This is a genomic window from uncultured Planococcus sp. (assembly GCF_947501725.1).
Classification (GTDB): Bacteria; Bacillota; Bacilli; order Bacillales_A; family Planococcaceae; genus Planococcus; species Planococcus donghaensis_C.
Genome location: NZ_CANMXD010000005.1, coordinates 85265 through 108701 on the forward strand (window position 1 = coordinate 85265; position 23437 = coordinate 108701).

Annotated in this window: 26 protein-coding genes; 9 read left to right on the forward strand and 17 right to left on the reverse strand. The window is 44.1% G+C overall.

The annotated features are described in order from the left end of the window. The first annotated feature begins 67 nt into the window (after positions 1–67). The 5 genes from Q0785_RS08990 (at position 68) to Q0785_RS09010 (ending at position 3718) form a co-directional block, all read left to right on the forward strand. On the forward strand, positions 68–415 hold the full coding sequence (locus Q0785_RS08990; protein ID WP_298828798.1) for a type II toxin-antitoxin system PemK/MazF family toxin: 348 nt from the start codon (positions 68–70) through the stop codon (positions 413–415). Between the two features lie 206 nt (positions 416–621). After that, entirely contained in the window at positions 622–1020 is a 399-nt protein-coding gene (locus tag Q0785_RS08995; RefSeq protein WP_298828801.1) for a hypothetical protein, read from the forward strand. 213 nt (positions 1021–1233) lie between these two features. Then, complete coding sequence (locus Q0785_RS09000; protein ID WP_298828804.1) at positions 1234–1869, forward strand: hypothetical protein; 636 nt, start codon at positions 1234–1236, stop codon at positions 1867–1869. Positions 1870–2019: 150 nt separating this feature from the next. Further along, the gene (locus tag Q0785_RS09005; RefSeq protein WP_203339970.1) at positions 2020–2343 is read left to right on the forward strand and encodes a metalloregulator ArsR/SmtB family transcription factor; all 324 of its coding nucleotides are present in this window, start codon (positions 2020–2022) and stop codon (positions 2341–2343) included. A 142-nt stretch (positions 2344–2485) separates the two neighbouring features. Further along, positions 2486–3718: an MFS transporter gene (locus Q0785_RS09010; RefSeq protein WP_298828806.1), complete on the forward strand. Its 1233-nt coding sequence runs from the start codon at positions 2486–2488 to the stop codon at positions 3716–3718. Between the two features lie 726 nt (positions 3719–4444). Here Q0785_RS09010 and Q0785_RS09015 read toward each other — a convergent pair. Then, the gene (locus tag Q0785_RS09015; RefSeq protein WP_298828808.1) at positions 4445–4831 is read right to left on the reverse strand and encodes a VOC family protein; all 387 of its coding nucleotides are present in this window, start codon (positions 4829–4831) and stop codon (positions 4445–4447) included. Between the two features lie 268 nt (positions 4832–5099). On the opposite strand from Q0785_RS09015, the gene Q0785_RS09020 reads away from it, so the two are divergent. From Q0785_RS09020 to Q0785_RS09030, 3 genes are all read left to right on the forward strand, one after another. Next, the gene (locus tag Q0785_RS09020) at positions 5100–5657 is read left to right on the forward strand and encodes a GNAT family protein (RefSeq protein WP_298828811.1); all 558 of its coding nucleotides are present in this window, start codon (positions 5100–5102) and stop codon (positions 5655–5657) included. Between the two features lie 153 nt (positions 5658–5810). Next, the gene (locus Q0785_RS09025) at positions 5811–6626 is read left to right on the forward strand and encodes an AraC family transcriptional regulator (RefSeq protein WP_298828814.1); all 816 of its coding nucleotides are present in this window, start codon (positions 5811–5813) and stop codon (positions 6624–6626) included. A gap of 172 nt (positions 6627–6798) precedes the next feature. Further along, positions 6799–8898: an EAL domain-containing protein gene (locus Q0785_RS09030; RefSeq protein ID WP_298828817.1), complete on the forward strand. Its 2100-nt coding sequence runs from the start codon at positions 6799–6801 to the stop codon at positions 8896–8898. Positions 8899–9018: 120 nt separating this feature from the next. Here Q0785_RS09030 and Q0785_RS09035 read toward each other — a convergent pair whose 3' ends face one another. The 14 genes from Q0785_RS09035 to trxB all read right to left on the reverse strand — a co-directional run bounded on the left by Q0785_RS09035 (position 9019) and on the right by trxB (position 21841). Continuing rightward, a complete protein-coding gene (locus Q0785_RS09035; RefSeq protein ID WP_298828820.1) occupies positions 9019–10620 on the reverse strand; it encodes a pyruvate oxidase in 1602 nt (533 codons plus the stop codon). 132 nt (positions 10621–10752) lie between these two features. After that, positions 10753–11022 carry a hypothetical protein gene (locus Q0785_RS09040; protein ID WP_298828823.1) on the reverse strand — a complete coding sequence of 90 codons (270 nt, stop codon included), beginning with the start codon at positions 11020–11022 and terminating at the stop codon, positions 10753–10755. Between the two features lie 48 nt (positions 11023–11070). Next, positions 11071–12432 (reverse strand): AMP-binding protein, encoded by a 1362-nt coding sequence (locus Q0785_RS09045; RefSeq protein WP_366522831.1) that lies wholly within the window; start codon positions 12430–12432, stop codon positions 11071–11073. Positions 12433–12520: 88 nt separating this feature from the next. Beyond that, positions 12521–13273: a TerC family protein gene (locus Q0785_RS09050; protein ID WP_298828826.1), complete on the reverse strand. Its 753-nt coding sequence runs from the start codon at positions 13271–13273 to the stop codon at positions 12521–12523. A gap of 444 nt (positions 13274–13717) precedes the next feature. After that, positions 13718–14803, reverse strand: a complete 1086-nt coding sequence (locus Q0785_RS09055) for an acyl-CoA desaturase (RefSeq protein WP_298828829.1) — start codon at positions 14801–14803, stop codon at positions 13718–13720. Between the two features lie 527 nt (positions 14804–15330). Next, positions 15331–15975, reverse strand: a complete 645-nt coding sequence (locus Q0785_RS09060; RefSeq protein ID WP_298828832.1) for a hypothetical protein — start codon at positions 15973–15975, stop codon at positions 15331–15333. 1 nt (position 15976) lies between these two features. After that, on the reverse strand, positions 15977–16573 hold the full coding sequence (locus tag Q0785_RS09065) for a GNAT family N-acetyltransferase (protein WP_298828835.1): 597 nt from the start codon (positions 16571–16573) through the stop codon (positions 15977–15979). 44 nt (positions 16574–16617) lie between these two features. After that, positions 16618–17268, reverse strand: coding sequence for a phosphoribulokinase (locus Q0785_RS09070; RefSeq protein WP_298828839.1), 651 nt, complete (start codon positions 17266–17268; stop codon positions 16618–16620). 90 nt (positions 17269–17358) lie between these two features. Then, positions 17359–17904, reverse strand: coding sequence for a hypothetical protein (locus Q0785_RS09075; protein ID WP_298828841.1), 546 nt, complete (start codon positions 17902–17904; stop codon positions 17359–17361). A gap of 95 nt (positions 17905–17999) precedes the next feature. Then, positions 18000–18542, reverse strand: a complete 543-nt coding sequence (locus Q0785_RS09080; RefSeq protein ID WP_298828844.1) for a GNAT family N-acetyltransferase — start codon at positions 18540–18542, stop codon at positions 18000–18002. A 247-nt stretch (positions 18543–18789) separates the two neighbouring features. Next, positions 18790–19257: an NUDIX domain-containing protein gene (locus tag Q0785_RS09085; RefSeq protein ID WP_298828848.1), complete on the reverse strand. Its 468-nt coding sequence runs from the start codon at positions 19255–19257 to the stop codon at positions 18790–18792. Between the two features lie 67 nt (positions 19258–19324). Beyond that, entirely contained in the window at positions 19325–19885 is a 561-nt protein-coding gene (locus Q0785_RS09090; RefSeq protein ID WP_298828851.1) for an SAM-dependent methyltransferase, read from the reverse strand. Between the two features lie 291 nt (positions 19886–20176). Continuing rightward, positions 20177–20539 carry a zinc-binding dehydrogenase gene (locus Q0785_RS09095; protein ID WP_298828855.1) on the reverse strand — a complete coding sequence of 121 codons (363 nt, stop codon included), beginning with the start codon at positions 20537–20539 and terminating at the stop codon, positions 20177–20179. A gap of 351 nt (positions 20540–20890) precedes the next feature. Next, entirely contained in the window at positions 20891–21841 is a 951-nt protein-coding gene (trxB, locus tag Q0785_RS09100; RefSeq protein ID WP_298828858.1) for a thioredoxin-disulfide reductase, read from the reverse strand. Between the two features lie 170 nt (positions 21842–22011). Here trxB and Q0785_RS09105 point away from each other — a divergent pair, with 170 nt between their 5' ends. Then, on the forward strand, positions 22012–22206 hold the full coding sequence (locus Q0785_RS09105; RefSeq protein ID WP_298829344.1) for a YusW family protein: 195 nt from the start codon (positions 22012–22014) through the stop codon (positions 22204–22206). A gap of 18 nt (positions 22207–22224) precedes the next feature. On the opposite strand, the gene Q0785_RS09110 is transcribed toward Q0785_RS09105, so the two are convergent. Further along, positions 22225–22509 (reverse strand): hypothetical protein, encoded by a 285-nt coding sequence (locus tag Q0785_RS09110; RefSeq protein WP_298828861.1) that lies wholly within the window; start codon positions 22507–22509, stop codon positions 22225–22227. A 295-nt stretch (positions 22510–22804) separates the two neighbouring features. Further along, the gene (locus Q0785_RS09115) at positions 22805–23353 is read right to left on the reverse strand and encodes a GNAT family N-acetyltransferase (RefSeq protein ID WP_298828864.1); all 549 of its coding nucleotides are present in this window, start codon (positions 23351–23353) and stop codon (positions 22805–22807) included. Between the last annotated feature and the right edge of the window lie 84 nt (positions 23354–23437).

A 23437-nucleotide genomic window follows, 5' to 3' on the forward strand; every position in this document is an offset into this window, starting at 1 on the left:
AGACTTTTTGCCTGTACTTAATTCCTCAACCGGAAAGTACAGGCATTATTCATATGGAGGAGTGAAAATGACACAATATTTTAAAGCTGGTGACATTATAAAAGTCGATATGTCCCCGGCAAAAGGACATGAACAGCAAGGTTATCGCCCTGCCATAGTCGTATCAGAAAAAACTGTACATAAAGAGACTGGTTTGATTTGGGTCTTGCCAATTACAAACACAAATAAAAGATATCCAACCCATGTCCCCGTCAATGGGAGAACTAAAAACCATGCAACAACAGGGTATGTGCTGTGTGAAAAAATAAAAGCGATTGATCCACTTGCTCGAGCAGCACGGTTAACAGATGAAGCTGATCGGGATCTCATTGAAGATTGTAAAGCAATTATCGATGCCATTACCTATATCGGGTAAATTAAGCAGGGCCAATCATCGTGATTGGTCTCTTTTCTTTAGTGGGATTCCTGGAGCATTCAAATCCAACTTGTGTAGGATTCTCTTGAAAAGCTAACAAACGAATTAAAATTCATGCCATCTGGTAATTACTGGATATCATTGTTACCATTCAAGTATGAACTGTTAATCTGATTAGGAGGGATGATATTCTTTATCCAACAAATTTGTACATCGGAATAGCCCTCGCTGTCATTTATTGCTTTGCCTTCTGGAAGTTCGGCAATCTGGGCAGATTCCGTATTCCTCTATTTATTTACGCAGTCATCATTCAATTTCTTTTTCTGATCTTATTCGCATGGACCAATAACCGCTTTCGGACAGATGAGAGTTTTTCGCGCGAATACGTGAACATTTTCGGAAACGGCATCATCCTGTTTTATTTCTTGATGGTGGTGCCGCTCCTTGCCGCTTTGTGGGTTCATACTTATAAAGGGGTAGAGAAACTGGAAGTCGGGAAAATCAGTCGGTGGGTGATGATAGGGATATTTATTGTTTTCACCCTGATTTCTTCCACTATCGGGTTTTACCTGCACGTATTCTTCTATTATGGGTTTGCGCCGTAATTCGCAGGTGAATTAGTGGGCTTTCCTATACGTGGATCAGCGTCCGGTTAACTTCTATCTTTTAGAGGTTTTGATAGACAAGAAGAAAAAGTCTCTTTAGCAGTAAAAAAATGCAAATTAACTGTAAGGGAATTGAAACCGTTTGCCGTTTTATTCGTATAAATCAGTAGAAAACAGTTAACACCTTTTACTTATATAGAAGGAGGGGATTTTATGTATTTTGTTAATGACAACGAACATGCATCGATGAAAAAAACTGTTACTCTTATGTTTTTAATCTTCGCCAGTTTATTGATTGCAGGGTGTTCAGCCAATGAAACATCAGAGGGCAGTGGGGCTGAAGCCAAAGAATCCGTTGATAAAAATGAACAAGCGATCCGGGCTGTTATTGAAAAGGAATTCAATGGACCAGATGAGAAGTACAACGAATTATGGGATGCAATGGAGGAAGCTCAGGTTTCAGAAAAATACGTTGATGATCATGAAGCCTTTCTGGAATCAGCTGAGTACCAGGACCTCATGAACTACATGGAAGAAACTTATGCATCCTATTTTACAGAGAACGGCTATGAGACCTTTAAAAATACATCCGCCTTTATGTATTCTGGATTTGATCACGATTATAACTTAACTCCTTCTGCTATTGAAATTGTTCAAAATGAAAGTGAAGCAACGCTATACGACCTTACTTTCCAAGTAGAATATACTGATGAAGACGGTGAATCCAGTCAATTCAATTTTGAAGGGGAAGCAATCACTCCAGAAAAAGGAAAAATCGGGAAGATCGAGTACTTGGATGGCTTTGAAGATGGACTGCGCCAAGCGCTGGTAAACGATGAAGAAAAGTAGATGACTCTGGCACGCTTGAGAAAATAACTAGATAGAGTTAATGAGAAACAGCCGCTTAAATTTGTGGCTGTTTTTTTATACTTATAGGAGGATGGTGTTCCCAGTACTCATTGATTGACATATCGAACAAATCCGATATACAATACGCCCATGGATAATTTAAATGAACTAGATGTATTTAAAGCGCTGTCGAATAAGACCCGTCTGGATATATTGAAATGGCTGAAAGAACCTGAAAAGAACTTCCCGAAACAACAGGCGCATTTGCCGAAGGAGGTAAGCATTGAAGGTGGGGTTTGCGTCGGGGATATCCAAGATAAAGTAAACTTATCCCAATCCACGGTTTCGCATTATCTGTCGCTTATGCAAAAGGCAGGATTACTGGAAGCAGTCAGGTATGGACAGTGGACATATTACAGACGGAACGAAGAGACCTTGGCTAAAATCGCTGAGTTTGTGAAACAGGAGATTTAATTCCGAATTGGAGGCAAATCTCTGCCCTTTTCATATATCGATTTTTCTAGATATATCTATATTTTAAACTCCAAACTTTTGTGAAAGAAGAGTAGGGGAATACGCACTATAAATAAAAACAAAAATTGGAGTGAACCGTTTTATGGCCGCACATGTACGTGAAGATCTATTAACGACAAAACAGAAAATATTAGCATTCACCTTAACTTTGTTGACCTTTGTGATGGGAACCAGCGAGTTTGTCATCGTCGGGTTGTTGACAGAGGTTTCAAGCGATTTGAATATCACACTGGCTACAGCAGGTTCGTTGATTTCAGGATTCGCCATCGCTTATGCAATTGGTACACCTCTATTGACGGCTTACGTCAGCCGTTTCCCGAAATATCCCTTGATGCTCTTATTCATTTCCATCTTCATCATCGGCAACGTCATCAGTGCATTGTCGGGATCTTATGAGCTTTTAATTTTATCACGCGTTTTAACAGCTGTTGTCAGCGGAGTGTTGATCGCTTTATCAATGAGTATTGCGAGTGACACCATGCCGGAAGCCAAAAAAGGGGCGATCATCGCCCTTATTTTCGCCGGCTTCACCATCGCTAATGTGCTAGGCGTGCCTTTAGGGACGTTCATCGGACAACTCGGCAACTGGCAGCTTACGTTCTGGTTCACAGCGCTCTTGGGTGTCATCAGTTTGATTATCAGCATATTCATCATTCCGAAACATTTGCCGGTCGAGAAAGCATCCGCCAAAGAGCAATTGAAATTATTGACCAACCCGCGGATGGTGCTGGCGTTCTTTATTCCGACGTTCGCCATTGCCGGGACCTATACGGTTTATACGTATATCACTCCAATTTTGGAGGAAGGTCTGGGAATCCAGACAAAATACATCAGCATCATTCTTTTGGGCTATGGTGCGTTTTCCATCCTCAGCAATGTATTGGCAGGAAAAATTGCCAGCCATAACGGCATCAGCAAGCTGCGCTTTGTATTTATCGCACAGGCCATTATCTTAGGGTCGCTTTTCTTCACAATGCAATCGACCGTAGCCGGGCTGATCAGCATCATGCTGATGGCGGTCATGATCTACGTTATGAATGCAACGATTCAATTGTACTTAATGAATCTGGCCGCAGTGTATTTTCCGGCTGCGAAAGATTTCGCTTCATCACTCACACCAGTAGCCGTGAATATCGGCATCGCACTGGGAGCGACACTTGGCGGATACGTCGTCGCAAACGGCAGTTTGATCCACTTGTCGTGGGTCGGCGGACTGTGTGCGTTGATTGCATCCGGTTTGGCATTCGTGAGTTATCGTTTAGACCAAAAAGAAGATACGGTGACCAAACCTGCATACCAAGGTTCGAACCTATAATTTTAAACACTCAGCGGTCAGCTGGGTGTTTTTTTGTACGTTTCCAATAACTTGGAGCGTTATAAGCAGAATCTATTATTCAATGTAGCGTACGTGATATAAGAGTGAGACGTATTTTGGAGAAGGAACGATTGGTTATTCTGTGAAGGACGAGTCAGAATTTGTTATGGATGAAAATCCTGAAGGGCAAAAGCATTTATTGCAGCAAGTTCTAGAGATTAATAGTGAATAGCCCTGTACAGTTGCTGACGGATTGAATGAGCGTTTGCTAACGATAAAGATGTTTTTAAAGCAGCTGATGAACGATGCCAGGCAAGCAAGCTTAACTAGCGACGTGTAATGAACGTGCAGATAGTAAAGATAGAAGGAGAGCCGACAGCAAAAGGTCTCTTTTGTTAAAATTTAATTTAAGTAGACATAATATAAATTATCGGAAGTAGTGTCTCATTTAATAAGTATGCTTAAGACAGTGAGACGAAACCGATTTTTCCGTTATTTTTAGCGATTTCGATTCATTTTCAAGTTTTCCGTTTACGTACAATTTTTCGTGCGGTTTGTCTAAACCTTACTCTAAACTTATAGAATCTGCTTGCTGAAGAATTTTACTGTCGTTAGAAAATTCTTCAGCAAGTATTGTTTTACAAATTCAATCGCAATCCCGTAAACACAACTCGCATTGATCATGATCTGCATTTACGGTTGGTTCCTGACACAAAATCCGTTTCACTACATCACCAGCAAATTCCACCGGTGTCCGTCCAGATCCGCAAATCCTGCACCGTATAAACCATCTTGTTCCGACGGTTCGGCAAATACAAATCCACCTGCTTGTTTCACTTTGCCGATCGTCTCATCAAGTTCTTCTCTGGTACCTACTGAGATTGAAAACAATACTTCTGTCGACTGATTGGTATCTGCCAAATCATTGAGTGAAAATCGTTTAAACCGCTCCTCCAAAACCAGCATAACGTGAACTTGGTGATCACCCACGACCATTCCGATCATTTGGTTGTTTTCTTGTCCCTGATCCATGATCTCCATGCCGATATTGCTGAAAAACTCACTGGATTTACGCAGATCTTTGACGGGTAAATTGATCCATAGCTCTTTCACGGCGTTTCACCTTCTTTCTATGCTTGGATTCGAGTGTTTCTTGGCATATCACTGTCCGATTCCCTCCTTTGCTCCATTATTTACTTAGAGTTTAGCTTAATTTTCGGAATATTCATACCGATAGTCTTCTATTTCCGGTAAAATAATGGCCAAATCCTCTTCTGAATTTGCTGTTTACGCTTCTTCCATACTTACTCTTCTGCTTTGAAACCATTTCTTGTTTCCAACGTATGTAATAGCCACTACTAGAAGTTAAGGAGAATTGATGATGAAAAACAACGCCACAGTCTACTTAAGAGCGATCAAGGACGAGGACATGGAAAGTATTTACTGCTCTTGCCAAGATGAAGAAACCTTATATATGACAGGTACGCGCACTCCTGTCACACTCGACAGCATCCGTGAAAGCCATCAACGGTTCAGCCAAGATCCAAGCCGCCATGACTTTGCGATTTGCGCAACGGCAAGCCAAGAAATCATCGGAGATCTGGCCATCCAGGACATTGACCCTGACAATCACAAAGCCGGCTTTAGAATAGCGCTGCACAGCCGAGAGACCTGGAACAAAGGCTACGGCACTAAAGCAACGCAACTTGCCCTGGCTTTCGCATTCGAGGAGCTCGAGCTAAACCGTCTGGAATTGGAAGTGTACTCGCATAACGTCCGCGGCATAAAAGCGTATGAAAAAGCCGGATTTAAAAAAGAAGGAACCTTAAGGCAGTCCCTCTATTTGAACAATGCCTATTCCGATGAAATTCTGATGGCTATGCTCCGGGAGGATTACTGCAGCCAACTAGATGCAGGAATCCGGCAGAAACATAAATGATCTCGTTCCCTGATCTCTGTGCGGTCCTGCAGAGATCAGCTCTTATCGATTCTTGTATTTATTCGCTCTTTTTTATCAGAATTTACCGGTATTATACAGAATTTCTTATTAATTCTTGTTAAAATAGAAGAAAAGCAGAAATGAGCGATCCTTTTGACTGAAACGATTAATCCCATCTCAGAAACGTTCCTATTCCATTCCATCCAGCATTTTTCAATTCCGCATGGTGAGCCCCGCTATCAGCCGCTCCACCGCCATCCTGATACAGCGGAATTGCTGCTGGTGACAGAAGGCCGTGTCCACTGTAAGATCGGTACGCACTCCTATTCCCTCCCTTCCGGTACGGCTTTGTTCGTGCCTTCGGGTTTCTGGCACGAACTCGACTATCCTGCTGCACCAAAGCAAAGCGGATACCGGCTGTCGTTTGCTTCGCCTCATTTAAAACCTGATCTCGTGACGGATGTGCCGCAGGTGATCCAGGTAGACGACCTTGCCGGAATAATCCCGCTGTTTGCCCGGCTCGAGCAGGAAAACGAACAGCCGCATCCAGACTCCAGGATCACCCATCACTTGGTCGGATTGATTAGAGCACTGTTAGACCGCTCCGCAAACACGCAAAACTCCCTGGACTCCCGTGAGGTTGAAAAAACGATCCGACTGGTCAAGCATTATATGGAAGAACACCATTACCGCTCCCTGTTGCTTGACGACCTTGCCGCAAAGTTCGCCCTGAACAAATACCAGCTTTCGCGCCTCTTCAAACAGCATACCGGCATGAGTCCGCTCCAATACCTCATCTCCTGCCGGATGGAGACAGCAAAACAACTGCTTGCCACGACTGAAACTGCTGTCGCATCCATCAGCTTTCGTGTCGGCTACAAAAGTGCTACCCAGTTCCAGGCAGCCTTCAAGAAATCGGTTGGCACCACGCCGAGGCTTTACCGAATCGCCTCTACGAAAGAGAGTTAAAGTCAAACTGTACATATTTTATTTGTTAAATTAAAAAATAAATGGAAGTTGTTTGAAGGATACGTTATCATACATAACAAGCGTCATATTATTGCACAGAACGCAGAAAGTTAGCTGTCAGGTTTCACTTGCCGTAAATCAGTACTTGTTCAAATCAATGGAGGTTCAACTTATGGAATACGATAAAAACAATAGGAAATCCTCCGGTATTGAAAAAATGTTTTTATCCAGCGATGTGCTGTATAAAGACCTCTTTGATGGAATGGTCCACCAAGCACCTATCAGCATGTATATAGTAAAAGACTGGTCTTATTCCTACGTCAATCAGCATTTCTGTGAATTGATCGGCTATAGCGAAGAAGATCTGTTGAATGGCAGCATCACGCCCAATACTTTAATCCATCCGGAAGATCTGGCGATTATCCAGGCACGGATGCTGAATAGCGATAATTTGGACACCTATGCACGTTACCGCGTCAGGGTTTATAGAAGTGATGGACAATTGCGCCATGTTGAAGTACATTCGACTAAAAAGCAATGGCAAAATGAGACTGTTTTGTGCGGGACCGTTATTGACATCACCGCAGAAGTCACAGCCAATCTCCTGGTAAAAGAAAACGAAGATCGGCTGAACTCCCTATTCGTCCACAATCCAGATGCAGTCTTCACTTTCGATCTGGAAGGGAATTTTAAGACAGCTAATCCGGCATGTGAAACGTTGTCTGGCTATTCAATCTCAGAGATCCTTCAGTTGACGTTCAGCCCGATGATCGTTTCAGAAGATCTGCCCACTGCCCTCCTTCATTTCCGTAACGCCCTGAGCGGTATTACAGAAACCTATGACGTCGCCATCATCCGGAAAGACGGGAAAAAGCGGAATCTGCTGGTGACCAATTTTCCGATGAAGGCAAACGGCACCATCATCGGCGCGTACGGCATCGCCAAAGACATCACCGATGAACTCTACTATAAAAACGTGATGGAAGAATTAGCTTTTTTCGATCCGTTGACCCGTCTGCCAAACCGCAAATTGTTCGAAGACCGGGTCAATCAGGCGATTGAAAGCACTTCTGGCGAAAAACGCCGACCTGCCGTGCTGTCGCTGAATTTGGATCGCTTTAAATTCATCAATGATTCGTTCGGCCACCAGTTCGGCGATGAATTTTTAAAAGGAATCGCACAACGGCTGTTGGACAGTGTCAATGGGTGCGACACTGTGGGAAGGTTTGCGGGTGATGAATTTGCAGTCCTGCTGCCGAACCTCAACCAACAGGAGGTTTTCCGATTGGCGGAACAGCTCCATGAATCACTGGCGAAGCCATTTGAAGCACTCGGCCATGCCGTCGCCATCTCGGCAAGCGTCGGCATCGCGTTCAGCATCGGACCGGAAGAAACCTCCAATGCCCTGATCAAAAAAGCGGATGCCGCGATGTACTACACCAAAAAACACAAGACCAATCAGTACACGGTCTACTCCGAAGAACTGGATCAACAATCCGCATACCGGCTAACCATCGAACGCGAGTTGAAATCGGCCCTCACAAAACAGGAAATGGTGCTGCACTACCAGCCCATCATCCAGTTGAAGAGCGGCAAGCTGAGTGCGATGGAAGCATTGATCCGCTGGAACCACCCGGAACTGGGCTTGGTGCCGCCGGATATCTTTATCCCGGTAACCGAAGAAACGGGACAAATCGTCTCCATCGGCCGCTGGGTGCTCCACACTGCCTGCACACAGAACAAAGCCTGGCAGGACCAAGGCTACCCGCCCATTAAAATCTGCGTCAACATATCCACAATCCAGCTACAGCAGCCGAATTTCGTCCAGACAGTAAAAGCCATCCTGGAAGAAACCGGACTGAGTGCGGAGTGGCTGGAACTAGAAGTGACCGAAAGCATTTTACTGGTGGACACGGATTTGCTCAAATGCAGCTTGAACAGCTTGAAAGAGCTCGGCGTCTCCATGTCCATTGATGATTTCGGCACCGGCTACACGTCCCTCAGTTATTTGCGTCAGTTTTCGTTTGACCGGGTGAAAATCGACCGCAGTTTTGTCGAAGACATCAGCAAAAATTTGAACGGCAAAGCCATCACCGCCACCATCATCTCCCTGGCGCATCAATTGAACATGACCGTCGTAGCGGAAGGCATTGAAGAACAAACCCAATTGGCTTTCCTGCACGGGGAAAATTGCGATGAAGGCCAAGGCTATTATTTCGGCCGTCCCCTGCCAGCGGAACTGCATAATCTCTTCACTCTATTCAATCAATGAATAACCTAAAAAGCGGCCGGTAGAAAAAACCGGCCGCTTTTTGCGTTGTTCTGTTTTATTCAAATTTAAAGTCAGTTGAGACGAATTCCTCCTTCTCCCTGATGAAACCCGCCTCCTTCATTAAGAAGGCGGTGCACTGTCTTCGACAAAAGCGTCAATGACCACCGGTTTCCCGCTCGTCTTGGCTTTTGCCAGCGCATCCCGCAGCTCAATTCGTGTCTTCACGGTATAGCCTTCTCCGCCGCAGGCATGGGCAAACGCTGCGAAGTCGATATTCGCCAGATTGGTCTGCGTCGCCTGATTGCCCATTTCTTCCTGTTCGTGTTCAATGAGTTGGATTTTCTGGTTGTTGAAGATGACCAGGATCATCGGCAAGTCGTATTTGACCGCCGTGACGAAGTCCTGCATGCCCATCGAGAATCCGCCATCGCCGAGCAGTGACACGACTTGCTTGTCCGGGTAGGCCAGTTTTCCGGCAATCGCACCCGGCAACCCGCAGCCCATGGTCGCAAGCCATGCCGACACGACGAGCTGCTGCTGGGTCAATTGCAGGTAGCGCGCCGCCCACAGCGTTACACTGCCGACATCGAGTGACACCACCGCATCGCGTTCCAGAATGGACTGCACTTCCGCAATGACCTGCTGCGGCTGCAGCTGGTCCGTTTCCTGCGCCATATCCTTTTGCAGGGTTTCATGCCATTGTGCACGTTTTTCCTGATACTTCAAGAGGAAAGCGTCTTCTTTCTCCCCTAAATGGGCGGTCAGCCAGGCGGCAGCCGGTGCAAGTTCCCCGACCAGTCCGACCAGCACCGGGTAATACTTGCCGATGACTTTTGGATCGACATCAATTTGAATGGCCGGTGCGTCATCAGGCAAATACTCCCGGTACGGAAATGCGGTGCCCGCCAGTATCAACAGATCCGCTTCTTTCATGGCTTGTTCAGCTGGATCGGTGCCGAGCTGTCCCAATTGGCCCAAATTATGTGGATGGTCGTCCGGAATGATGCCTTTCGCCGGGAATGAGGCGATCACGGGCGCTTTCAGCTTTTCTGCAAACGCCAGCACTTCCGACGTGCCGCCGGTTGCGCCTTTACCAGCCAAAATGACTGGTTTTTTCGCGGCCTGCAGCAACTTCAACGCGTCTTGCAGGTCTTCTTCATGCGCCCGGACATTCGGTGCGGCATAGGCAGGTGAAGTCAGCACTTTATCGCGCTTGATTTTGGTGCCGAACAGATCATCCGAGACGATCAGCACTGCCGGCCCTTTTTCGGCATAAGCCGTCCGGATTGCCTGATTCAGCATGTCCGGCAGCTGTTCTGCCGTTTGAACGCGGCGGTTGTAGACGGCCACTTCCTCAAACAGCGACTCCATCTTCAGCTCCTGGAAGCTGTCGGTGCCGACCAGCTCGCTGCTGACCTGCCCGACGATCGCCAAGACGGGTGTTTTATCTTTTTGTGCATCATACAGGCCATTTTGCAGATGCACCGCTCCAGGACCCGCAATCGACAAACAGACGCCGATCTTACCGGTCAATTTCGAATAGGCGGACGCTGCCAGTGCTCCGGTTTCTTCGTGACGTATTTGGATAAAGCGGATCACGTCATCTTTTCGCAACTCTTCCATGAATTCATTGATGGAGTCGCCCGGCATTCCGTAGATATGGTCCACTTTCCATTCCTTCAGTAATTCCACCACATAACTTCCCGCTGTCCTGTCAAACATGGACATCCCTCACTTTCAAAAGGTTAGGCATAAGCCCTTATCTCTTGCTCATACCTCCAGCCGCTGGGAGTTAAACGTTGTGGCAATAAAAAAGAGCCCATTGCCGCAGCACGCAGCAATAAAGCTCTCTTCTTAGTTGGAATCCTTTTTATAGTCCCGGTAAAACCGTTCTTCCCGTTTGTTATCGACCCAGCTCCAGATAGAGTAGATGACTGCCGTGATCCCGACAACCAGTAAAGAAGCATAGAACACGAAGTCAAAATCCATCTCCCGAACCATGACTTCATCGACACCGGCCAAATTCAACTGGCTATAGATGATGCTTTCATAACCAATCCACCAAAATGCCAAAGGCAAGCCGGCCAACAGACCGCCTAGTAATGACCCAACGAATTTTTTCATGGACACCCTCCCCCTTTTCAGCAGGCACACATTCTCCAGACATTCCATTTACTCGGTTTTTTCAGGCGGCTGCGCCGGATAAGCGTAGATATGCTTGAATTTCCCGCTGCCCGGATGAGCTTGAGGCGCTTTCCCGGACAGTACGATATCCGCGTGGATGCCTTGCTTCTGAAAGAACGCCTGCAGCTTTTGTTCCGCCTCCTTAAACGCCTGGTCCGGTTTTTGTGCCTGCAGCCGGAGTTCAAGCGTATCTTCCCTGCGCTGGATCAGCTGAAAACGGTCGATCGTTTCGATGTCGGCAATCACAGACTGCACGGCAAGCGGCGCGACTTTGCGGCCTCCTGAAAAACTCAGGATTTCATCTGTGCGCCCTTCGAGTTCGATCCACCGGCTTGGTTTGCCGCAGGGACAAGGATTGCTGTGGATGATCGCACGGTCAGTCACTGCATAGCGGATAAACGGCTGCGTGTAGTTGAACAAATTGGTGATCAGCAACTGCTCGGCTTGAACGCCGTCAGCCACTGGACGGAAGTCCCTATCCACCGCTTCGACGATCAGCCAGTCTTCATTGAGGTGATAACGCCCTTCCCGGCATTCACAAGCGATCGTTCCCGCTTCTGTGCAGGCATAAGTCGACTGGACCATGCAGCCGAACACCTCTTTGAGCTCTGTCCGCAAGTCGCCGCTCATGTGTTCACCGCCCGCCATGATCAACACCGGTGAAATGGAGAGCTTCCCGCTCCGCTTATAAGGCAAAAGCAGTTCAAGCGCCGTAGGGTAGCCACCAAGGAGCGCTGGCTGAAAAGCGTTCAGCTGGTTGACGATTTTGTCGGTATCTTGCCGCACATCGATAATGATCTGGTTTTTCTTCCACGGCATGCGCCGCAGGTTATAACGCACCGTCCCGTTGCCGAGGTAAAAGCCGCCATCCACGAACAGACCCGCTGTGCTTTTGCCGCTTCTGAGAAACGCCTTTAAATCTTCGCGTTTGGCCACAGCGCGCAGTACCGCAATCGCTGACACGACGTTCATCGTGGCGTTGTCATACAGGACGATTGCTGGGTGCCCGGTGGAACCGGACGTGGTATTGACCAGGTAACGTCCGTTCAGTTTCCGCCCGATGTTGTCCGGGTTTTCCATAAACCGCTCCACGTCTTGTTTCGACAGGGAGCGGTCGGTGAGCCAGTCATCAAAGTTCGCCATCAATTCCTTCTTCTGGGTGAGGGGCAAATCGGCCAAGCTGAGCGGCCCGTTGACGTGCGAAAGTTTCGTCTTGAAATACGGGCTGCGTCTGGCGTGTTGCACGAGGCGCGCAAGGCGCTTTTGCTGAAGCGCTTCCAGCTGTTTCCGGTTTAGTTTCCGTGCGCGGTGCGTCAGGTGAAGAGCGGTGAGAAGTCCCATCCCTTTCATGCCGGTTTCTCCTTTCGGAAGGTCAGATTTGTTGTCACCAGTTTACCATGCGGCGCCTTTTGCGGCACCGATACATTAGAAAACTCAATTAATGCGCAGCATCATTGTGCTTTTTCCCCGTCCATGCACCGACAGCCACTATGCCAATCATGACCGTCCAGAAAACCACCGTCCACGGCAGTGAATGCGGGAAATCATGCGGCAGCAAGCCGATCTTTTCGTGGGACAGGGTCAACACGCCCAGTTTCACACCGACCCAACCGACCACAATGAAGGCGGCAGTTTCAAGCGTCGGATACCGCTCCAACAACCGGACAAATTTATGGGCCGCAAAGCGCATAATCACCACACCGATCAATCCCCCGGCAATCATGACGGAAAATTGCCCGCCGTTGATGCCGCCAATGGAGAACGCTCCCCAATGCGGCAGCGTCATGGCCAGTGCGACCGCCGCAAGCATCGAGTCCACCGCAAATGCAATGTCCGCGACTTCAATTTTCAATACAGTGGTCCAGAAACCGGAATGTCCACGTTGCCCACTTTCCAGTGCGACGTGATGTTTCCGCTGGTCGTGGAGGTGCTTGGCCGCGATGAAGATCAGGTAAAGCGCACCGAGCGCCTGAATCTGCCAAATGTTGACCAGGAAAGTAATCGCGAAAAGAGCCAGAAAGCGGAACAGAAACGCTACCGACAAGCCATAGAACAAGGCTTTTTTCTGCTGCGGTTTCGGCAAATGCTTGACCATGACCGCCATCACGACCGCATTGTCAGCAGCAAGCAAGCCTTCAAGGCCCACCAGCACCAAAAGAATCCATGCATACTGCAGCACTAACACATCCATCGCCGTTCTCCTCCTTCTTGAAATCAAACAAAAAAGACCCATACCTAACTACTTAGGCAAAGGTCTCGCTGAGCATTCGTATCTGCCATCACAACCGATGATGACGCATCATCATGTCCTGACGATTGTGAAAGAGGTGTTCCTCCAGCTACTCCCCCTTGGCTGCGGGGAATTCATATAGGTGGTACCTGTTTAAACCTGTGGCATTTTTTGTAGATGTAACTGCTTGTTGACGTTCAGGTCTTTAATATGTTTATACCATCATTGTGTAGCTCATTAAACTGAAAAAAGGGTGTTTTCGAAAGAAAATTTTCACAGATGAATGGCACGCATTGAATTTTATGTCATTTAAAATTCGAAAGACCCATAACCTTAGCTAAAGAGGTTACGGGTCTTTCTATGTCTACTTTATACCCTATAGCGACATGCCTGCTCTATAGAACTTCAGGTTTGTGTTACTCCCTCTTTGACAGTCCTGCTATTCACCGGTCGCGGCTTAATTGCTTCAGGATCCAGGCCATTTCCGAGTGAGCCATAGACGAGTTCTGCCTGAGGATCAATCAATTCTTTTCCATTGTAATAAACTCTTGGTGTCTTCCATAGCGCTTTTAAAGCACTCGACATCGGCATCTCGTGATAAAGACCTGGCCAGTTATCCTTTATTTTTTCTTTCACTAACGGATAATACTTCGAGCTCATGCTTGGAAAGATGTGATGCTCTGTATGATAGGAAAAATTAAAATGCAACACGTCGATCCATTTAGGAACCGTCACGGATAAGGTGTTTGCCAATGGATCATTAACGGGAACGTGTGGATTCAACCGATGATTCGTCGAGATATACCCCATCACGATGGCATTCGCAATTAAATGCGGAATCAAGAAGATGAATACCCAATTGCTTATACCTACAAAGAAGATCAAGCCTGTCCAAACAATCCAAGGAATTAAAAACTGGATCCAGACAGCTGCCCGTTTTTCAGGCTGAAACTCTTTAACGTAATTGAAGAACATTCTCGTGGAGTGGAGTGTGAATAGGAAGCACAACGAGAAAAATTCCAGAAATGCACGTACTGAAAAGGGCAATCGATAGATAAGTTTCAGCGCAGGCTTTCGGTCCAATTCGTCTTTTGTCATCCAGGTATCCGGATCTTTCTCTTCATTTTGCGTATGAACATGATGGGTCATGTTATGCCATTTGCGCCATAATCTGGGTCCGGTAAGCAGGGGGAAAAAGAAAACAGCCTCTAATAAATTACGCAAACCGGCTTTTTTCACTATCGTTCCGTGTAAGATTTCATGTCCTAGGAATCCCATGGCAGCAAAACTTGTACCAATGACAAACGAAATGGCGATGTTTGCAAGAAACGGTAAATCATATAGCCCAATCGTCAACATTCCAGCGATGGTGATGATCAGATAAGCGAGTCCGCCGAGTAGACGCCCAGGTACCGGTTTAAACGCTGGTTTGGGCAGGTGCGGCGCTACTTTAGACGCGTACCAGCCAAATGAGTGGTATTCTTTATTCATTCTTTTGCCTCCAATTACTATGCTGTTACTTCTTCTCCGATGACTAGGTATAACCAAAAACTGGGGCAGTTCGAAATAATTGCGAAAGAAACAATGATTGACGCTGTAACAACCCGAACTAAAGAGTCGTTCTGTACAAACAAGCTTCTTTCTATGCTTCACTATAAAGGTTACTCTTGCAAATTCATAACCTTTTCTTTATTAATTTATCGAAAAAAGCTTCAGGTAGAGTGATCGCCTGAAGCTTTTTTCATCATTCATGGAAAATTTTGAGCTTACTGCAAACAAAAAGTGCTCTACCGCAAACAACCTTGCCTATTCCGCAAACAAATGGGTTTATGGCGCAAACAACGAGCGTTATTGTGCAAACAAACACGCGTAATCCGCAAACAAATTGATTTGACGTAAAATAATTGAGGCAGCTATTCTTCGATGAATCAACAAAAAAGCTTTAGGCAAAGTGTTTGCCTAAAGCTTTTCCATCTTTTTGCAGGTAAAGAATGATGGAATATAGCGGAAATGACTGGTTAAATCTCTCGGCTCCACTCTTCATCTTCCAGGATTTCACCTGTTTCAGCGACATAGGACACGATAAGCTGACCGTTTTGCAAAATGCCTTCATCTTTTAAATAAGAAATGAATTCAGTGAAATGTTCCTCGTCATCCACTATTCTTTCCCTTGGTATATCCAGTCGGACGATGGGCTCGAGGTTGTAATCTTTAGAACTTCCGACATTGAGCGGATCGACATTTAAGGTAGCTCCTATCTCATCATCAATAAATACATAAACTACAGCCGATTCTCCAAAAGCTCGGCGGATGTAGGGACGCATTTCCTCTTCAAGTTCATTAGACCATCGGTCAGAAACATACGTATCCACCATCTGTTCTGTCTCAGCATCCGGATACACCAGAAATTCTGTATTGCTTCGGATTTCTCGTACCTTAGCTGCGTACTCGAATTCGAAATTCCCCATATTGTCATATAGTGTAGCGTAGATTTCAAAATCATCATTGAAGTTTGCTTGCAGGTATCGGTCTGCTTCTTGCCGTATCTTTTCTTCTCTATCAGAATCCGGTTTCATACTTAGGTTAAATGATATGACCAGCACTGCTATGCCTAGAAAAATGACGCCTAAAATCACAAGAATAACTTTTAAGGATTTTCTCAATTCATACCCCGCCTTCCTTTTTGACCTTCGAAATTCCGACAGTCCCTTTCGTTGATGCTTTACATCTTTTTTGATATTCGATCAACCAACAGTCCTGATAAATTCCTTCATGCAACTCATTCTTAGGAAGGATTCGCACTTTTTTGAATCCACATTTTTGATAGCATTTTATAGCCCTCGCATTTCTGATCTGAGGGTCCATAACTACCCGGTCTGCTTTTTTATTTTCAATTAGAAAACTAACAAGTGATGTAACAAGTAGTGTTCCAATGCCTCTATTCCAATATTCATTCTTGCCTATAAACTGGTCTGCACCATAAATATTCTCATCACCATACCCATATTTCGTTTTTGTTTCATCATCTAATTGATAAAATTGAACATATCCTATTTCGTTATCGTCAAACTCTACTATGCATTTGAATTTCTGATCATTGGAATTATAAAAAACTTTAGTAACTTTTTCTAAATCAAACGGATTATCTCTTCCTTCATAAAATTCCAGAACTGACGGGTTTGAAAGCCATCTCGTTAACAGGTAATTGTCCTTTTCCTCTAAATTACGAACCTTTAAGTGTCCATTTTGAAACAACAACATAATCCCCCTCCCAATTCAAAAGCCTTTTTAAAGGTATTCATGTTTTATGCACTACTAAAATCGCCTTTCTCCAGGATCACCTGTTGATCGACCATTTTAAAAATAACATCGAAGTTTTGGCTATAGGGATGCATAAAAACTTCATACTGGATGCGCCGTTCTTCATGAGACCGTCTAAGGTCACTTATCGTTCTTCCTCTTTCCTCAATATCGCGAATGGATCTTCTCTTTAACTCCGTTTCTCCATCGGTATAAAAATAAACCGTCAAATCAAATAAGGCTGGATCAACAAAAGCGACGCTCATTCCTTCTACAACAGTTATGTTTTTTCGGGATGAAATCAACTCGCTTTTCATATAATGCGTATCTATCGTGCAGAAATCTAAACCTTCTCTAACCATCCGAATGTCTCTTTCCAAAGAAGGTAAATGATGTGCGGAAGGGTGGCAAGCTGTTATTTTATACCGATGATTTTCTTTTTGGTATGTATAATCGATGGTCGCGTGATTACGTACACTACTATCTATAATATAGGGGTCTGTATTTATGTAATTGATTTTACTTTTGTCCAGAAGATTGATGAGCCTGTTTGTAAACGTGGTTTTCCCAGCGGCGCCATGGCCAGATACCCCTATAATGAGTTTTTTGTCCTGCACTTTTATCCTGTTTGCCAGTTCGTGAATAAACTGATCCATTATTCTCCTCCTTTCAAACTTGTTGTCAGCTGATTTGAATGCCATGCGAAAGCATCTTTTTAAATTTTAATGCTAATTCCTGTTCCAGCATTAACACGGATTATTACTATTCAAGTAATTTATTACCGCTGCAACACGCTCTTCGACTGAATAGTCGCCCTCGATTCTTAGTACCGGGCAAGACAATTCGGCTATCCATTGTTCATGCAAGGCTTTGCTCCTGACTTCCATTCCTGCATGGTCATACAGGGATGCCCACTCCAGAAAAGCTTGCGATTCTTCGTATCTGGTGCCACCAGCCAGTGCATCCTTTCCGTACCGTTCCACTTCTCTCTGCTGTAATCTCGCAAGTCTGATTTCCGACGGGATCCATAAGAAAACAACCAGGTCAAAGCAGGGCATGAAGCAATCGCCCCAGCCGGCTACAGCTCCTGACAGAATCCATTCATCATCTCGCGACAAATCCTTCTTGAGCATTTCCTTTCTTTCAAGGACTGGCCTTTGTTCTATGTATTTGGTTGTCCAAAAATAGTCATCTGTATCAAGGTGAGTATGCGGCAGGGCTTTTGCTAACGAGTTGCCGAGTGTCGATGTTCCTGATCCCGCAGCTCCCAGGATATGAATCTTGCTATTCATCATTTTCCCTCCTATAAAAGCAAAAACTTACGGTCAAGCTTCTTCTCTTTTGATAGTTCTCTGATATATAAATTAGGTTAATTTCGACTGAACAATCACTTGAATCTTCCCATCACAACAGTATTGCCGAATTTCCCATCAGCAAATAGTTTGTCGTTCTTTAAAATGCCTTCAATTTCAAAACCAAAATCTTTATAAAGGGAAATCGCCTTTTCATTTGATTCAAGAACATTTAATGTTATTTTCCTTACTTCATTGGCACCACACCAAGCAACAGATTCCTTTAAAAGATTTCTTCCGATCCCATATCCCCAATATCCTTTTAATACACCCACCCCAAATTCTACTTTATGGGAAAACCGATTTAATGTACTTCCCTCACATCTCGAAAAACCGGCAATATTGTTATCAACTACAGCAACTAAAAAAAGATTCTTCTTATTCATCGTGTCTGCTTTAATCAGTTGCTCAAAATCAGTTACATCCATAAAAGCTTCGCCTTTTTCTCTGTCCAAATTTTGAGTTTCCCCATCTATCTGCAACCTTATTTCTGACAAGCTTTGCGCGTCTGACTGTACTGCAGATCTGACTATATAGGACCTGCCTTTGACATTAAATTCTTGACTATCAATTTCCATACTTTTTCTCCTCACTCTTAACTTAACCATCTCTTAGTGAAAGGCATCGGTCAGCTGCGAAACCGTATTGAGGATATTTCGATAAAAGCCATAGCAGGTTCATCCCATATGATTCAATGGAATGAACCTGAACAAACAGCCGTTATTATCATTAAAGTGGATAAATGAAGAAAAGTGATCCGAAATCCCGACATTCTCCTCATTTTCACGGATAAAAGAGGAAGAACAGCGCAAATTAAGCTACTGTCTATTTTAGAATTGGGAGTTGCTGTCCAGACATTAAATCCTCAAAGAAAGTCCGATGATCCGGAAAAAGATTTTCAGGCAACTCGGTTAGATCGTAAAATTTGTTATTCAACGATTCGTCGTTCTGTTCAACTAGTTGCCCTTCATATTGACGGCAATTGAATAAAACCTGGACCATGGATACTTGATCTCCATTCGAAAATGTCTTATCATAATCCGAACCAGAATAAATGCCAAATAACTCAAGCTCTTGCATCCTCAGACCGGTTTCTTCGTAGACTTCTCTGTTCGCTGTCTCTTGAACGCGTTCCCCCATCTCCATAAACCCACCAGGCAGACCCCATTCACCAGTATCAGAGCGTTGCTGTAAAAGAAGTCGGTTTTCTCCATCAAATACAAAAGCACCGGCGATTACCATAATCACTTTTTCATTGCCAACCAGAGATCTCAATTTTTTAATGTAATCCATGTACCCATTCCTCCAATGGTGTAAAAATCGAATGAAATTTAACTTTCAATACATCACAATCAGTGAATTACCGTTTAATCGCATCAATTATGAGTGATGGAAAGATGAGCTTATCTCCTTGATTTCGAGGATCCCATTTTTTCGAACGAAAGATAACTCCATCCTCTTCCTGCCATTCACTGAATTGAAAATGGCCGGCTTCATCACAATACTCAAGAAATTTCACTTCATAGCCGGCAATTTCAAATATGGACGCTAAAGTATTGTAGTTGTAAACGATTTTATGGCTAGCGGCTGGATGATCTTTTGGGCCAGGTCCACCGATTTTAACTATGTTTTGATATGCTTCGTCGGGAAAGTATCCATCGGGAACCGCGCATCGAATATGCCCCCGAGGTTTCAGGTATTGATGGCAAAGCCTTGCAGCTTCAAGCCCTTCTTGATATGTAAGGTGTTCCCAAACATGTTCAGCCAAAATAGCTGATATAGAGCCCTTTTTAAATTGGTTTTTCCAAGTTGTTTCATCTAGTAAACTAAGTTCTTCTTCTTGGGTGTGGATCCATCCGGGATTGTTGTTGTAATTATCGGCGCCAATGACCACTTTAATTTCTTTATGTCCGCGTATCATCAAGTCACCTCTACCTTTTTTAAGCTGTTTTCTTGAAAATTTGAAGTTTCTTTAAATTACTCAATTTGGTTTCCTGTTGAACTACTTCAGCCGTTGTCTTCTTACAATCTATTTCCATTGTACTAAAAATTCCCATAAAATAGATTTTATATTTGAATTTTCGAAAATAAAACCATTAGTAAAAATACATATATACAGACAAAAGAGGAAGAGCAGCGCCAACTAGCTTCTACCTCTTTTACCTGAGCTGATAGGTCCACTGCTTTTATTGACTTGCATTAGCATTTAAAATTAAATAGGCTGTATCACTGTTATCACTACGCTTCCCTTTTTATGCCCTGTTTCCACATAGCTATGAGCCGCAGCAACCTGAGCCAAAGGATAACTTCTGTCTATCACAGATTTAATCCTTCCTGCCTCAATCAACTCTTTCAGGAAAAGTAAATCGTCCTTGCGCATCGGCGCTAAGCCACCTATTAGTTTCTTGCCGCCTCTTACAGAAGTTGTCATCATCCAAGCAAATTGCGGCAATCCGGCTACTGTAGACAGGTAAATACCATTTTCCTTGAGGAAGCTTTTGCATTTTGAAAAGGATGTCTTTCCTGCCGTGTCGAAAATGATATCGTACGACTCCCCGGTTTTGGTGAAATCCACTATTATTTTTGGCTTCTTTATAAGGTTATCCCCTTTCTATGTAGTCAAGCTGCATTCCTCTGATTTTATACATTCTGAATGGGAATAGTGTAAACTTTTTTCTTATCGCTAGAGATACTAACAGCAAAAAAAAACATAGTTTAAGACTTTTTATTTCGATACTATACCTCTAATCAATGTTCAGTAAGTTTAACTAACTTTCTATTTTAGACAGGGATGGATTCTTGGTTTTTACAAGATTTTTCACGAGATCTTAAAGAGTTTTATTGCGAAGCATTGGATCGCAAAACATAAAAAAAGAGGCTGCACAGACTGCCCCTTCAAATTGTTACTGTTATAGATAACTGTAGCTCAGGGTAAAGTCTGGCTCCAATCCATGATTTCTTGGCCTTCCAAGTGACGTTCCGTGTCTAATGCCGCCATACAGCCTGTGCCTGCAGCGGTGATTGCCTGACGATATTTTTTGTCCTGCACATCCCCGCAGGCCATAACTCCGGGAATATTCGTTTCTGTAGTACCAGGCTTCACTTTGATATAGCCGATTTCATCCGTTTCAATTTGCCCTTTAAGAAACGAAGTGTTTGGCAAATGACCGATTGCCACGAAAATTCCGTCTGCTTCAATCACTTCTTCTTCCACTGTTGTATTGTCTTTCACTTTCAATCCTCCAACTTTTCCATCAGCTGTAACTACCTCTAGAGGCGTTTTGTTGAGTGCCCATGAAATTTTTTCATTTTCCCGCGCGCGATCCTGCATGATCTTTGATGCGCGAAGTTCACTGCGGCGATGGACAATAACTACTTCAGAAGCGAATTTAGTCAAAAAACTAGCTTCTTCCATGGCTGAATCCCCTCCGCCCACAACGACGATTTTTTTATTGCGGAAGAAAAATCCATCGCAGGTCGCACATGTGCTGACGCCTCTGCCTACGTTTTCCTGCTCCCCAGGAATCCCAAGCATTTTGGCTGTCGCTCCTGTAGAAATAATGAGTGCATGAGTTTCGATATTCCCCTCACCTTGCACAGACAGCTGATAAGGTTTTTCACTCAGATCTACATCCGTAACCCAACCTCTTTTAAACCGTGCCCCAAATTGTTCCGCTTGTTTTCTCATATTATCCATCAACTCGGGTCCCATGATGCCTGTAGGAAAACCCGGGAAGTTTTCTACTTCCGTCGTTAACATCAACTGTCCTCCGGGTTCTGCTCCTTCAATAACCAGTGGATTCATATTCGCTCTTGCCAAATAAACAGCGGCTGTTAAACCCGCTGGTCCTGTTCCTAAAATCACTACTTCTTCCATATTAAAACCTCCCGCCGCTTGTTATTTCTATACATTCTTACTACCGTAATTCCCCTTCTCTATAGAGATAAACAAGGGCAACAGCAGGTGTCCTGGATTTTGTAACTACCTGTTTTACTATGTAATCTTAATTGTTCGTGGAGAAGTTTTCGGCTTTACCGACTTTGAAGATGAATGGTGATGGTGCCTTTGATGAAATCGAACCCTTGCTTGCTCAACTCAAATTAAATGCAGCCATCGCAGACGATGAGGTCATCAGTGAAGGTACAATAATATTCAACATGGAACCAGACTATGATCCTTTGAGTATTCAAGTAACTTATGAAGTAGGGAATACCACTTTCAATGAAAAGCCTCTTAATTGATACTAGAGACTTTAATCTTTATTTTTTATTTTTCAGCTCTAAGAGTATAGGTGTCATATTCAATAAAATTGATAATACCGTCAACACCCATAACACTACTGCCATCGTAGGCACTACATCCAACAAAGCAGACCAATCTTCCGCATTGACCCAATCGGACACCATACTGTAATCCGCAACAACTGTTAAAGCTGTAAACGATAACCCCATTGCCATCGCTAATTTATAATCTCTACCTGTTGCATACAGATAAAGATTTATACAAGTTGCAGCTATTGCAATAAGGCCTAATATGAACCACATAATTGCGCCTCCTTTCTCTTTTTATTTAAGATGAACATTTCTCAAAAAAATACAAGAAGGTTTGGTCTTGCCTTCCTTTAAAATTAATTTCAGAGACGGAAAATTTGTATATTCTATAATAACGGTCTAGATTTACAAAAGTTTCCAAAATTGAAATTCAGTTAAATTAAAAGGAAGAAAGGATGCTCAAATACAAGCGTTCTCTCTTCCCTCAATATATGTTATATCCTCTGTTTCTACCTATAACGTTATCTAATCTTGTCAAACTCGTAGTTCCTGCCTCGCTATCGTATCTTCAAGCTCTAAAGACTTTGTACCAGTACAACGTAATGTCGATATTTGGATTTGCATGCTGCTTTAAGGTATCAGCACCGCCCAGCACAAACCCTTCTTTCTCATAAAAACGGCAGGCAATCACATTGTCATTCTGTGCTTCAAGGGAGAGGCCTATCAACGATTTGTCCTGCGCCCATCTTTCTGCAGATTCCAACAGCAAGTGCCCGATCCCGCTTTTCCGAAACCTCTCCCGGACAGCGATATTTTCAATATAGGCAAAACCGTTCCAGTCTTTCACCAAGCGAATTTGCCCAATGCATTCCTCTGCGTGGAACGCTAAAAACACTACTTTGTTCTCGCTGTCGATATACTCTGTCCAGTTAAGCTGATCATCCGGAAAACTCGTTTCCGACTTGTTCTCATATAACTGTTCTTCGTATGACCATGCTCCTTTAAAAAAACTGGGGAGAATTTTTCCAATAACTGGAAAAGTATCGTTTGCTTTATTCACAACTCCTGTAAATTCTTCTTCCAAAGGTTTGATTGTAATCTTTTTGCTTTGCTTCATAAATTTCACCTTCCACTCTGTATTTACACTATCCTCATTTGAATTCTTTAACTAACAACTAAAGATTCAGATACGATAACCCAA